This window comes from Massilia genomosp. 1, from assembly GCF_011682185.1.
GTDB lineage: Bacteria > Pseudomonadota > Gammaproteobacteria > Burkholderiales > Burkholderiaceae_D > Telluria_A > Telluria_A rubra.
Genome location: NZ_WHJF01000014.1, coordinates 57,270 through 70,383 on the forward strand (window position 1 = coordinate 57,270; position 13,114 = coordinate 70,383).

The 13,114-nt window shown below is 62.6% G+C and carries 13 protein-coding genes; 12 read left to right on the plus strand and 1 reads right to left on the minus strand.

Features of this window, described 5'->3' with window-relative positions:
• Positions 1 to 18 precede the first annotated feature (18 nt).
• Genes F1735_RS07720 through F1735_RS07735 form a run of 4 tightly spaced genes read left to right on the plus strand, consistent with a single transcriptional unit; the run spans position 19 to position 3,764 of the window.
• The gene (locus tag F1735_RS07720; protein ID WP_167236387.1) at positions 19 to 990 is read left to right on the plus strand and encodes a sulfonate ABC transporter substrate-binding protein; all 972 of its coding nucleotides are present in this window, start codon (positions 19 to 21) and stop codon (positions 988 to 990) included.
• 33 nt (positions 991 to 1,023) lie between these two features.
• Entirely contained in the window at positions 1,024 to 2,172 is a 1,149-nt protein-coding gene (gene ssuD, locus F1735_RS07725; protein ID WP_167236388.1) for an FMNH2-dependent alkanesulfonate monooxygenase, read from the plus strand.
• Between the two features lie 2 nt (positions 2,173 to 2,174).
• On the plus strand, positions 2,175 to 2,975 hold the full coding sequence (gene ssuC / locus F1735_RS07730) for an aliphatic sulfonate ABC transporter permease SsuC (protein ID WP_167236389.1): 801 nt from the start codon (positions 2,175 to 2,177) through the stop codon (positions 2,973 to 2,975).
• Between the two features lie 30 nt (positions 2,976 to 3,005).
• Positions 3,006 to 3,764: an ATP-binding cassette domain-containing protein gene (locus F1735_RS07735; protein ID WP_167236390.1), complete on the plus strand. Its 759-nt coding sequence runs from the start codon at positions 3,006 to 3,008 to the stop codon at positions 3,762 to 3,764.
• A gap of 26 nt (positions 3,765 to 3,790) precedes the next feature.
• Here the strand turns inward: F1735_RS07735 and F1735_RS07740 are convergent, their stop codons facing one another.
• Positions 3,791 to 4,327 (minus strand): hypothetical protein, encoded by a 537-nt coding sequence (locus F1735_RS07740; RefSeq protein WP_167236391.1) that lies wholly within the window; start codon positions 4,325 to 4,327, stop codon positions 3,791 to 3,793.
• Between the two features lie 161 nt (positions 4,328 to 4,488).
• Here F1735_RS07740 and F1735_RS07745 point away from each other — a divergent pair, with 161 nt between their 5' ends.
• The 8 genes from F1735_RS07745 to F1735_RS07780 all read left to right on the plus strand — a co-directional run bounded on the left by F1735_RS07745 (position 4,489) and on the right by F1735_RS07780 (position 13,112).
• The gene (locus tag F1735_RS07745) at positions 4,489 to 4,650 is read left to right on the plus strand and encodes a hypothetical protein (RefSeq protein ID WP_167236392.1); all 162 of its coding nucleotides are present in this window, start codon (positions 4,489 to 4,491) and stop codon (positions 4,648 to 4,650) included.
• A gap of 9 nt (positions 4,651 to 4,659) precedes the next feature.
• Positions 4,660 to 5,472, plus strand: coding sequence for an endonuclease/exonuclease/phosphatase family protein (locus tag F1735_RS07750; RefSeq protein ID WP_167223713.1), 813 nt, complete (start codon positions 4,660 to 4,662; stop codon positions 5,470 to 5,472).
• Between the two features lie 25 nt (positions 5,473 to 5,497).
• The gene (gene clsB, locus F1735_RS07755) at positions 5,498 to 6,658 is read left to right on the plus strand and encodes a cardiolipin synthase ClsB (RefSeq protein ID WP_167236393.1); all 1,161 of its coding nucleotides are present in this window, start codon (positions 5,498 to 5,500) and stop codon (positions 6,656 to 6,658) included.
• Complete coding sequence (locus tag F1735_RS07760) at positions 6,658 to 7,032, plus strand: RNA-binding S4 domain-containing protein (protein WP_167236394.1); 375 nt, start codon at positions 6,658 to 6,660, stop codon at positions 7,030 to 7,032. Before clsB ends, F1735_RS07760 begins: the two co-directional genes overlap by 1 nt.
• Before the next feature lie 520 nt (positions 7,033 to 7,552).
• Positions 7,553 to 8,161 (plus strand): TetR/AcrR family transcriptional regulator, encoded by a 609-nt coding sequence (locus F1735_RS07765; RefSeq protein ID WP_167236395.1) that lies wholly within the window; start codon positions 7,553 to 7,555, stop codon positions 8,159 to 8,161.
• Between the two features lie 103 nt (positions 8,162 to 8,264).
• A complete protein-coding gene (locus F1735_RS07770; RefSeq protein WP_167236396.1) occupies positions 8,265 to 10,055 on the plus strand; it encodes an acyl-CoA dehydrogenase C-terminal domain-containing protein in 1,791 nt (596 codons plus the stop codon).
• Between the two features lie 152 nt (positions 10,056 to 10,207).
• Positions 10,208 to 12,604: a 3-hydroxyacyl-CoA dehydrogenase/enoyl-CoA hydratase family protein gene (locus F1735_RS07775; protein ID WP_167236397.1), complete on the plus strand. Its 2,397-nt coding sequence runs from the start codon at positions 10,208 to 10,210 to the stop codon at positions 12,602 to 12,604.
• Between the two features lie 61 nt (positions 12,605 to 12,665).
• The gene (locus tag F1735_RS07780; protein WP_167076118.1) at positions 12,666 to 13,112 is read left to right on the plus strand and encodes a PaaI family thioesterase; all 447 of its coding nucleotides are present in this window, start codon (positions 12,666 to 12,668) and stop codon (positions 13,110 to 13,112) included.
• Positions 13,113 to 13,114: the final 2 nt, after the last annotated feature.

The window sequence follows — 13,114 nt, forward strand, 5'->3', positions numbered from 1 at the left end:
TTCAAAAGAGAGAGCATCATGACTTCGCATCTGGAACAACGCAGCGCGCGCCGCCGCACCCTGGGAATGCTGTTCGCCGCCGCCGTGGCCGGCACCTTGCCCGGCGCCGCCAGTGCGCAAAGCGCGAAGGAGGTGCGCATCGGTTACCAGAAATACGGCACGCTCACCTTGCTCAAAGGGCGCGGGACGCTGGAAAAGCGCCTGGCCGCCAAGGGCGTGACGGTCAAGTGGACCGAGTTCCCGGCCGGCCCGGTACTGCTCGAGGGCCTCAATGTCGGCAGTATCGACTTCGGCACGGTGGGCGAAGCGCCGCCGATCTTCGCGCAGGCAGCGGGGGCCAACCTGGTCTACGTGGGCAACGAGCCGCCGTCGCCAGGGTCGGAAGCGATCGTGGTGCCCAAGGGGTCGACGATCCGCACGCTGGCCGATTTGAAGGGCAAGAAGATCGCCCTCAACAAAGGCTCGAACGTGCATTACCTGCTGGTGCGGGCGCTGGAAAAGGCCGGCATCGACTACAAGGATGTGCAAACCGTGTTCCTGCCGCCGGCCGACGCGCGCGCCTCGTTCGAGCGCGGCGCGGTGGACGCGTGGGTGATCTGGGACCCGTTCCTGGCCGCCGCCGAAAAGCAGCTCGGCGCGCGCGTGCTGGCCGATGGCACCGGCCTGGTGTCGAGCCACCAGTTCTACCTGGCGGCGCGCCCGTATGCCGGGGCGCAGCCGGAGATTGTCCGCATCGTCATCGAGGAACTGGCCAAGGTCGACGAGTGGGGCAGCAAGAACATCAAGGACGTCACCGCCATCCTGGCGGCGCAGACGGGCCTGGAAAGCAGCATCGTGGAGCTGGCGGCGCAACGCTATTCGTATGGCGTCAAGCCGGTCACGCCGGAAGTCATTCGCGAGCAGCAGAAGATCGCCGATGTTTTCGCCCACCTCAAACTGATTCCGAAACCGATTGTCGTCAAGGATGCGCAGCTGGCGTTCAAGCTCTGAAAAAGCTCAAGATATGTATTCAGGAGTATTGCCATGTCGTTGAATGTGTTCTGGTTTATCCCCACCCATGGCGATAGCCGCTATCTTGGTACCAGCAAGGGTGCGCGCAGTGTCGATGCCGACTATCTGCGCCAGGTCGCCGTTGCAGCCGATACCCTCGGCTACGATGGCGTCCTTCTGCCAACCGGGCGTTCCTGCGAGGACGCCTGGGTGGTGGCCTCCTCGCTGATGGCCGTCACGCACAAGCTCAAGTTCCTGGTGGCGATCCGTCCCGGCCTGTCGACGCCGGGACTGGCGGTGCGCATGGCATCCACCTTCGACCGCCTGTCGAACGGGCGCCTGTTGATCAATGTGGTGACCGGGGGCGACCAGGGCGAACTGGAAGCGGACGGCCTGTTTGCGGATCACAGCAAACGTTATGAAATTTCGGATGAATTTTTCCGCATCTGGCGCGCCACCATGGCGGGCGAGGGCGGCGCGGCCGGTTACGATTTCGAGGGCAGGCATTTGCAGGTCAAGGGCGCAAAAACCCTGTATCCGCCGGTGCAAAAGCCGTATCCGCCGCTGTATTTCGGCGGTTCGTCCGAGCCCGCGCACGAACTGGCGGCCGAGCAGATGGACGTGTACCTGACCTGGGGCGAGCCGCCGGCCGCCGTGGCCGAGAAGCTGGCCGATATTCGCGCGCGCGCCGCCAGACATGGACGCACCTTGCGCTTCGGGATTCGCCTGCATGTGATCGTGCGCGAAACGAACGAGGCGGCGTGGCGCGCGGCCGACGAATTGATCAGCGATCTCGATGACGACGTCATCGCCAAGGCGCAGGCGGCGTTTGCGAAGATGGATTCGGTCGGCCAGCGCCGCATGGCGGCCCTGCACGGCGGCCGGCGCGACAAGCTGGAGGTGTCGCCCAATCTGTGGGCCGGCGTAGGCCTCGTGCGCGGGGGCGCCGGCACCGCGCTGGTGGGCGACGCCGAAACGGTGGCCGCGCGCATGCAGGAATATGCGGACCTGGGGATCGAGACCTTCATCTTGTCCGGCTATCCGCACCTGGAAGAATCGTACCGCTTCGCCGAACTGGTGTTCCCGCTGCTGGGCAAGGGAAAACAAGCGGGCGAACAATCGATCACGGGGCCGTTCGGCGAGATGATGGCCAGCGATATCCTGCCGAAGAAGGCGGCTTGAGCATGGCCGGCGCTGACGCGGCCTTGGCCTTGGCCTTGCGTGGCCGGCAGCGGCCATCGGCACTGGCGCCGTGGGCGCTGCCGGTGGCGCTGATCCTGGCCTGGCAGGTGGCGGCGCAGGCAGGCTGGCTGTCGAGCCGCATCCTGCCGGAGCCTTGGGCCGTGGCCAAGGCGTTCTGGACCCTGGCCGTGTCGGGCGAGCTGTGGCAGCACTTGCGCACCAGTCTGTGGCGTGCGGTGAGCGGTTTTGCCATCGGCGCCGGACTAGGCTTATTGCTGGGGTTGCTCAATGGCAGCGTCAAGCGGGCTGAAACCTTGCTCGACACCACCTTGCAAATGATCCGCAACATTCCGGCGCTGGCCCTGATTCCCCTTGTCATCCTGTGGTTCGGCATCGACGAGACGGCCAAGCTGTTCCTGCTGGCGATCGGGGTGTTTTTTCCGGTGTACCTCAATACCTTTCATGGCATCCGCTCGGCCGACCAGGGGCTGATCGAGATGGCGCGCAGCGATGGTTTGTCGGGCTGGCCGCTGTACCGCGATGTGATCTTGCCGGCGGCGCTGCCGTCGATCCTGGTGGGCGTGCGCTTTTCGCTGGGGCTGGTGTGGGTGCTCTTGATCGTGGCGGAAACCATTTCGGCCCAAGCCGGTATCGGCTACATGACCATGAATGCGCGCGAATTCCTGCAAACCGACGTCGTGTTGGTGGGCATTTTGCTGTACGCCCTGCTGGGCAAGGCCGCCGATCTGTTGTCGCGCGGTTTGGAAAAGCACTTCTTGCGCTGGAATCCGGCGTACCGCTGATCACCATCGGAATAAGTATCGGGATAGAGCATGCAAATCAATCGGATCGAGGAAAGCACGGTCGGCGCCGCCGCCGCGCTGGGCCAGCATGGCGTGGGCGTGTCCTTGCGCGGCGTGACGAAAAGCTATGCCGGACGCGCAGTGCTGGGCGGAATCGACCTGGATCTGGCGCCCGGCGAGTTCGTCGCCGTGATCGGACGCAGCGGTTGCGGCAAAAGCACCTTGCTGCGCACCATTGCCCAACTCGAAACCCTGGACGCCGGCCAGATCCGCATCGGCGATGGGCGCCGCGATCCGGACGTGCGCATCATGTTCCAGGAAGCGCGCCTGTTGCCGTGGAAGAGCGTGCTGGAGAACGTGGCGCTGGGTTTGCCGGGTTCGCGCGAACGCGCCGCCGCCGCGCTGGACACGGTCGGCCTGGCGCCGCGCTCTGGCGACTGGCCGACCGAATTGTCCGGCGGCCAGCGTCAGCGCGTGGCCCTGGCGCGCGCATTGGTACACGAGCCGCAATTGTTGCTGCTCGATGAACCGCTGGGCGCGCTCGACGCCCTGACCCGCATCGAGATGCAGCAACTGATCGAATCGCTGTGGCTGGCGCGCGGTTTCACCGCCGTGCTCGTTAAGCACGATGTGCAGGAAGCGCTGGTCCTGGCCGACCGCGTGCTGCTGGTCGAGGACGGGCGCATCAGCCTGGACCTGCACGTGGACTTGCCGCGTTCGGGCCGGCGCGGCACGGCCGCGTTCGCCGCGCTGGAGCAAAGCGTGCTGGCCAGGGTGCTGCGCAAATAGACCCGCTGGCGCTATCCGCGCTGGCGCTATTCCTTGCCGATGCTGCGGCGCTGTTGTCGGGCGTCCGCCTGGCTTACCCGGTCGAGCACCGCGTCGAGCGCGACCAGGTCATCGGCGTCCGGCCCCAGATCGCTTGTCTTCACGTTGCGGATGCTGCGCAGTTTCTTCGACTCGATGTAGGTCTTGCCGCCCCGCAGGTGCGCGGGCGACCATGAAATCCGGTCGCCTTCCTGGTTGACAACGACTTCACCACGCCAGTCGGTGAAACTTGGCCCCCATTCCCCAATGCCTTTCTTGAACACCCTGCGTGTGGCGCCGGCCTCGCCCAGTAAAACCTGTTTCACCTCGACGTCCATGCGCTCGCAGCCACCGCCGTTGTTGATGCAAACCCATTGCCTTCCATCCGATTGGGGCGCGCGCGCGACGCAGGGATCGGGGCATTCCTCCGTACCATAGGCCAGCAAGACCACGCGCTGCGCCTTTCCTGCCAATAGAACGTCCTGTGCCGATGCTTGCGCGGCAAACGCCAACAGGACCAGCATGCATGTTTTGAAATGGTTCATCGCTGCCTTTCCATGTGAAATATTGCGCGAAGATTAACATCTATTCTTGAATTGGTTGGACATGTAGTTCGCCTCGAAGTTCCAGAAGTTGATCAGCCTAATCAATTGCGAATTGCTACACCAGAGCGACAACATCAATCTCTCATTCCAAAAACGACATCATGCTGCTCGACGACCTGCCCCTGTTCGTCGCCATCGCCTCCAGTGCGGGTGCGCGCCTTGCTCGATTATCTGGGCGAATTCTGCGCCGTCCATCCGCTGTGAGCGCGCAGCGCGTGCGCACGATAGAGTTTCTTCTGAAAAACATTCACCGAAGGGGTTAGAATGTTCCCATGAAGATTCGTGTCGCTACCTATAATATCCACAAAGGCGTGTCCTCCATCCGGAGCACACCACGCGTGCTGGCCCTGAAAAAGGCCATTGCCCAATTCGATGCGGATGTCGTGTTCCTGCAGGAAGTCCAGGGCAAGCACGACCGCAATTCGGCCAAGTTCGGCGACGAGAGCCGGGGACACCGCCATTGGCCCGAGCGTGCCCAGCACGAATATTTCGCGGGCGACTCGCATCATTCGGCCTACGGCATGAACGCCGTCTACGATCACGGTCACCACGGCAACGCCTTGCTGTCGGCGTATCCCATCGGCGGCACGCACAACCATGACGTGTCGGACCATGCCTACGAACAGCGCGGCATCCTGCACTGCATCCTCGATACGCCCGAATGCCAGGTGCATTGCTACGTGGTCCACCTGGGCCTGTTCGAATCGGGGCGCGGACGGCAGACGCAGGCGCTGATCGATTGCGTGAAGGCATCGGCGCCGAATGGCGAGCCGGTCATCATCGCGGGCGACTTCAACGACTGGCGCAACAACCTCAGCGACAAGCTGCGCAGTGAGCTGGGCGTGGTCGAAGTGTTCGACGAACTGGGTGCGCGTTCCCGCCTTGGCGACCTGGTGCGCAGCTTTTCTGGGCGCGAAAAACCGGTCACGCCGGCGCGCACCTTTCCCGCCGCGCTGCCGTTTTTCCGCCTCGACCGCATCTATGTGCGCGGCTTCAAGGTGGACGCGGCCGAGGTCTTGCATGGTACCTTATGGGCGAAATTATCCGATCACGCCCCGATCGTGGCCAACCTCAAGCTCGCCTGAGGCTTTGCAACCAACCTGAAGCACTATGCGCTCGGTCCATTACACCGCCCACAACGACATCACCCTGCTTGAAACCGGACTGGAGTTCTTCCCGGCCTTGATTGCGGCAATCGATGCGGCGCAGTACGACATTTACTTCGAAACCTACATCTTCGCCGACGACGCCACCGGCCGTTCGGTGGTCGAGGCCCTGTGTCGCGCTGGCGAGCGCGGCGTGAAGGTGCGCGTGGTCACCGACTGGTGGGGCACCGGGCATGCGCAATCGACCCGCCTGGGCATGGCCTTTGCGGCCGCCAACGTGCGTTTTCGCGCCTTCAATGCCTGGTTCAAGCGCGGCGTGACCCGCACCCACCGCAAGATTGTCGTGGTCGACCGCGCGGTGGGCTTTGTCGGCGGCATTAACGTCAACGACGACTGGTACTGCGATTACGATCCCGGCAAGCGCCTGCCGGCGCCGCGCTGGGACTTTGCGGTGCAGGTGCGCGGCCCGCTGGTGGCGGCCATCCACCACGAAATGCAGGCCCAATGGGCGCGCGTGGGCCATCTGGGGCTGATGAAGCGGATCGGCCTGTTCCGCGAAATGCGCAAGGACCAGGCGCAGGAAGGCGACAAGCCGATGCAGGCCGCCTTCGTGGTGCGCGACAGCCTGCGCAACCGCCACACCATCCAGCGCGCTTACCTGCACGCCATCGGCCACGCCAAGAAAAGCGTTCTGCTGGTCAATCCCTACTTTGCCCCCGGACACAAATTTCGCAAGGCGCTGGCCATCGCGGCCGAGCGCGGCGTCGAGGTCAAGCTGCTGATCGGCGTGGGCGAAATCAAGCTGCAGGACATGGTGGCGCGCTCGTTCTATCCGAAGCTGCTCGACAGCGGGGTCGAAGTCTACGAATACCGCAAGACCCAGCTGCACGCCAAGGTGGCGGTGGTCGACGACGACTGGTCGACGGTCGGGTCGAGCAATTGCGATGGCTTGTCCCTGTTCTTGAACCAGGAAGCCAATGTGGTGGTCAAAGACCACGCATTCGCCCGCACCATGCGCGAGCACATCCGGCGCGGGATTGCGGAGGGCGTCATGATTTGCCAGGAAGATTTTGAGCACGTGGGATGGGTACGGCGCAGCGGCTACGAGGTGGCGTATTTCTTCTATAAAATGGCGATGCGGATTTTCGCTATAGGATATGCCTGATGGACAATGTACGAATAGACAAATGGTTATGGGCGGCGCGCTTTTTCAAGACGCGTTCGCTGGCGACGGACGCGGTCGATACGGGCAAGGTGCGCCTCGATGGCGAGCGCATCAAGCCGGCGCGCACGGTCAAGCTGGAGGACCAGCTCCTCATCGACAACGGCGCCGACACATGGGAAGTGCGGGTACTGCGCATTTCGGACGTGCGGGGTGGGGCGCCGGTGGCGCGCACCTTGTATGAAGAAACCGAGGAAAGCGTGAGCAAGCGCGAGAACGAAGCCGAGGCGCGCAAGCTGTACCGTGAGCCGGGGACCACCATCAAGGGCCGGCCGACCAAGCGCGACCGGCGGGCGATCAGCAAGGCGGGGGAGTAGGGCGTTCGGCTTGGTTTTTTGACCTGACAAACGCGACAGGTCGGCGGCACATTGCCGTACCGCTAACGCAGCGCCGCTGCTGAACAGCTGCGGCCGCGCTGAACGGCAGCCGCAGCCCCCGTCATTCCCGCAACCTCCCCCGTCATTCCCGCAGCCTCCCCCCCCCGTCATTCCCGCGCAGGCGGGAATCCAATTTCGCCAAGCCGCCTGTAACGACGGCATGAACTTGGATTCCCGCCTGCGCGGGAACGACGAGCCAGGGCTTGCGGGCATGACGGGGAGACTGCGGCAATGACTTGAGGCAGCGACAATGACGGTATGCGCCCAACATAAGCGCAGTAGCGGCAATAATCGTTCAAAATCGCATCTATTGCTGCGCCGCAGCAATAGACCCCCACCTCTAAGTTCCCGTTTGACATTTGCTTTGTAGTGGATAATAGTACGAGCGTTCGGATTTATATTCAACGGGTCGCATTTTTAACTACCAACGGGACCATCTATTAACACTTCAGTCAAATTCATGCGCAAGGGCGAGCTCACGCGGGCCGCCATCCTGGACGTCGCGCTCGACCTCGCCAGCCGCGATGGTCTTGAAGGGCTGACGATCGGTTTGCTCGCGGACAAAATGAACATGAGCAAGTCTGGCGTGTTCGCGCACTTCGGTTCGCGTGAAGACTTGCAGATGGAAGTGCTCAAGCTCTACCACCACCGGTTCGAGCAGGAAGTGTTTTTTCCGAGCGTCAAGGAGGCGCGCGGCATTTCGCGCCTCAAGGCCATGAATGCCCGCTGGATCAAGCGCGTCAGCGTCGAGATCGCCTCCGGCTGCATCTATATCAGCGGCGCCGTCGAATACGACGACCGCCCGGGCCCGATTCGCGAAGAACTGGTGTCGATGGTGCGTGCGTGGCAGGGAGCACTGCTAAGATGCGTGGAGCAGACCATCGAATGCGGCGACCTCAAGCCCGATACCGACGCCAAGCAGATGGTCTACGAGATGTACGGCCTGATCCTGGCGCTGCACCACGATGCGCGATTCCTGCGTCGTCCGGGCAGCGTCGATCGCGCGCGCAGCGGCTTCGAGCGCCTGATCATGAATTACCAGAATCCGTCCAAGAATCAAGCGCAATAAGCGAATCAAATCGCAGTAACCGAATCAAGTACCGAGTCATCACCTTGCCGGGTCCAGCAGTCGCTGGCCTGGTCATCAACCATACGTTCGTCAGGAGAAAATCATGGGTCAATACGTCGCGCCAATTCGGGATATGCAGTTCGTGCTGCACGAGTTCCTCAATGTATCCGACGAATTGAAGCAGTTGCCGAAATTCGAAGATGTCGACGCCGACATCATCAACCAGGTGCTGGAAGAGGGTGCCAAGTTCACGCAGGACGTGCTGTTCCCGCTGAACCACTCGGGCGATCGCGAAGGCTGCCACTATGATGCGGCGACCAAGTCGGTGACCACGCCAAAAGGCTTCAAGGAAGCCTACAAGCAGTACGTCGACGGCGGCTGGGCAGCGCTCGCGTGCGACCCGGAATACGGCGGCCAGGGCTTGCCGGTCGTGCTGAACAACTCGTTCTACGAAATGCTCAATTCCTCCAACCAGGCCTGGTCGATGTACCCTGGCCTGTCGCACGGCGCCTACGAGTGCCTGCTGGAGCACGGCACCGAAGAACAGAAAAAAACCTACCTGCCGAAACTGGTCTCGGGCGAATGGACCGGCACCATGTGCCTGACCGAAGCGCACTGCGGCACCGACCTGGGCATGCTGCGCTCGAAAGCGCTGCCGCAGGACGACGGTTCGTGGCTGATCACCGGTTCCAAGATTTTCATCTCGGCCGGCGAACATGACGTCGCCGAAAACATCCTGCACCTGGTGCTGGCGCGCGTGCCGGACGCACCGGAAGGCTCGAAAGGCATCTCGCTGTTCCTGGTGCCGAAGTTCCTGCCGAACGCGGACGGCACCCTGGGCGAGCGCAATCCGATTTTCTGCGGCGCGATCGAAGAAAAAATGGGCATCCACGGTAACTCGACTTGCCAGATGAACCTGGACGGGGCCAAAGGCTGGATCATCGGCCAGCCGAACAAGGGCCTCAACGCCATGTTCGTGTTCATGAACGCGGCCCGCCTGGGCGTGGGCATGCAGTCGCTCGGCCTGACCGAAGTGGCGTACCAGAACGCGCTGGTGTATGCCAAAGACCGCATCCAGATGCGCAGCCTGTCGGGCGTCAAGGCGCCTGACAAACAAGCCGATCCGATTATCGTGCATGCCGACGTGCGCCGCATGCTGCTCACCGCCAAGGCCTACGCCGAAGGCGCGCGCGCATTCACGTCCTACGCCGCGCTGCAGATCGACCGCGAACTGCATCACCCCGACGAACAAGTGCGCAAGGATGCCGCCGACGAAGTTGCGCTGCTCACGCCAGTCATCAAGGCCTTCATTACCGACAACGGCTGGATCGCCACGTCGGAAGCGATGCAGGTCTACGGCGGCCACGGTTACATTTCCGAGTGGGGCATGGAGCAGTACGTGCGCGACGCGCGCATCAACCTGATTTACGAAGGCACCAACACGATCCAGTCGCTCGACCTGCTGGGCCGCAAGGTCCTGATGGACAACGGCGCCAAGCTGCGCAAGTTCGGCGAGAAGATCAAGAACTTCGTTGAAGAAAACGGCACCGATGAAGCGCTGTCGGAGTTCATCACGCCGCTGGGCGACCTGGGCGACAAGGTCACCAAGCTGACCATGGAAATCGGCATGAAGGCGTTCCAGAATCCCGATGAAGTGGGCGCGGCGGCGGTTCCTTACCTGCGCGTTGTCGGTCACCTGATCTACAGCTACTTCTTCGCGCAGATGGCGAAGATCGCGCTGGCCAAGGAAGACTCGGGCGACAACTTCTACAAAGCCAAGCTGGCCACGGCGCGCTTCTACTTTGCGCGCCTGCAGCCTGAAACGGCCATGCTGATCCGCCAGGCCCGTTCCGGCTCGGCCAACCTGATGGCGCTCGACGCCGACTTGTTCTAATACGCCACGTGCTCCCCGCACTCTCGTCGCCCCCGCGCAGGCGGGGGCCCAAGTTCGCAGCGTATCGACGAACTTGGGTCCCCGCCTTCGCGGGGACGACGCTGGTGGCAGCGGGGATGCGCAGTCAGTAAATTGAAAAACAAAGGAAAGCCATGACCAATTTCATCGTTAAAAAAGTCGCCGTGCTCGGCGCCGGCGTGATGGGTGCGCAAATTGCCGCCCACTGCGTCAACGCCAAAGTACCGGTCGTCCTGTTCGACCTGCCTGCAAAAGACGGCAACAAGAACGGCATCGTCCAGCGCGCCATCGACAACCTGAAAAAACTCAGCCCTGCGCCGCTCGGCAACAAGGATGACGCCGCGCTGATCGAAATCGCCAACTACGAAGACAACCTCGAGCTGCTGGCCGGCTGCGACCTGATTATCGAAGCCATCGCCGAGCGCATGGACTGGAAACACGACCTGTATAAAAAGGTCGCTCCGCACATCGCGCCGAACGCGATCTTCGCGTCGAACACCTCGGGCCTGTCGATCACCACCCTGTCCGACGGTTTCGACGCCGAACTCAAAGCACGCTTCTGCGGCGTTCACTTCTTCAACCCGCCGCGCTACATGCACCTGGTCGAAATCATTCCGACCGAGTCCACCAAGCCAGAAATCGTCGACCAGCTCGAAGGCTTCCTGACCACCACCCTGGGCAAGGGCGTCGTGCGCGCCAAGGACACCCCTAACTTCATCGCCAACCGCGTCGGTATCTTCGGCATGCTGGCGATCATCCACGAAGCCGAAAAATTCGGCCTGACCGTGGACGTGGTCGACGACCTGACCGGCGCCAAGCTCGGTCGCGCCAAGTCGGGCACCTTCCGTACCGCCGACGTGGTCGGGCTGGACACGATGGGCCATGTGATCAAGACCATGCAGGACAACCTGGCCGACGATCCCTTCTTCGCCGTCTACAAAACCCCGGAGGTGCTGGCCAAGCTGGTCGCCGCCGGTGCGCTCGGCCAGAAAGCCGGCGCCGGTTTCTACAAAAAGGTCGGCAAGGACATTCAACGCCTCGATTTTGCCAGCGGTGACTACGTCGCCGGCGGCGGCAAGGCTGCCGACATCGTCGCCCGCATCCTGAAAGAAAAGGATCCGGTCAAGAAGATGAAAGCGCTGCGCGAATCGACCAACCCGCAAGGCCAGTTCCTGTGGGCGATCTTCCGCGACGCCTTCCACTACATCGCCGTCCATCTCGGCTCGATCGCCGACAACGCGCGCGACGTCGACTTCGCGATGCGCTGGGGCTTCGGCTGGAACGTCGGTCCTTTCGAAACCTGGCAGGCATCGGGCTGGACCCAGATCGCCAACTGGGTCAAGGAAGACATCGACGCCGGCAAGGCACTGTGCGCCGCTCCCCTGCCGGCATGGGTGTTCGAAGGCCAGGTCGCCGAGAAAGGCGTGCATACCGCTGAAGGTTCGTACTCCGCGTCGAAAAACGCCTACGTGCCGCGTTCCACCCTGGTCGTGTACGAGCGCCAGCCGTTCCGCGCACCGGTGCTGGGCGCTGGCGCCGCCGACGGCAAGACCGCCGGCGTGACCTTCCACGAAGACGACTCGGTGCGCATCTGGCACCAGAACGACGACGTGCTGATCATCTCGCTCAAGACCAAGATGCACGTCATCGGCGAAGGCGTGATCAACGGCCTGAAAATGGCGCAGCTTGAGGCTGAAAAGAACTTCAAGGGCCTGGTCATCTGGAATACCGACGCAGCCGAAGGCGGCGCCTTCTCGGCCGGCGCCGACCTGCAAGCCGCACTGCCGCTGTTCATGCAAGGCGGCGCCAAGGCCATGGAGCCGGGTATCGCGCTGCTGCAAGATACCTTCATGGCGATGAAATATTCGAGCATTCCGGTGGTCGCCGCGGTGGCGGGCCTGGCACTGGGCGGCGGCTGCGAAATGGCGCTGCACGCGTCCAAGCGCGTCGCTTCGATCGAATCGTACATCGGCCTCGTTGAAGTCGGCGTGGGCCTGATTCCAGCCGGCGGCGGCCTGAAAGAAGCGGCAGCGCGCGCGTCGAATGAAGCGAAGGGTTCCGACATCCTGCACTTCCTGAAAACCGGCTTTACCAACGCGGCAACGGCCAACGTGTCGAAATCGGCGCTGGAAGCGAAAGCGATGGGTTACCTGAAAGAAGACGACGTCATTGTCTTCAACCCGTACGAACTGCTGCACGTGGCAAAAGTCGAAGCGCGCGCGATGTTCGACGCCGGCTATCGTCCTCCGATGAAGAAGACGATCACCGCGACCGGCCGCTATGGCTGGGCGACCATCCGTGCGCAACTGGTCAACATGCGCGACGGCGGTTTCATCTCCGCGCACGACTACAAGCTGGGCGACATGATCGCCGAGATCGTGTCCGGCGGCGACATCGACCAGGGCAGCCAGTTGAGCGAGCAGTGGTTCCTCGACATGGAGCGCAAGGCCTTCCTCGAACTGCTGAACCATCCGAAATCCCAGGAACGGATCATGGGCATGATGCAAACCGGTAAACCGGTACGCAACTGATCGACCCGCAATGTCGATCCTGAGCTTAGCGTTCAAATTTCTACTGCGAGTGAGGCCAAGCATGGTGTATGACCGTATCAAGCAGCAAATGATGGACACGCTGCCGTTTGTGCAGCTGCTGGGAATCCGGATCGACGCGATCGGCAACGGCACCTCCGAGGTGTCGATGCCGGCCGACCCGAAACTGAACAACCACCTCGGCACGCAGCACGCCGGGGCGCTCTTCACGCTGGCCGAAACGGCCTCCGGCGCGGCCATGGCGGGCGCGTTCGCCGACCTGATTCTCGGTCTGCGGCCGGTGGCCAAGGAGTCGCGCATCCAGTACCAGAAAGTGGCCAAGGGCGCGACGCGCGCCAGCGGCCGCGTTCCGGGCGATGTGGCGGCGCTCAAGGCCACGCTGAAAGCGGACGGCAAGGTGGCGTTTCCGGTGCAAGTCGATATCTTCGACGAACACGGCACGCTGGCGGCGCAGGTGCAGGTCGACTGGTATTTGTCCGAAAAACGGTAATC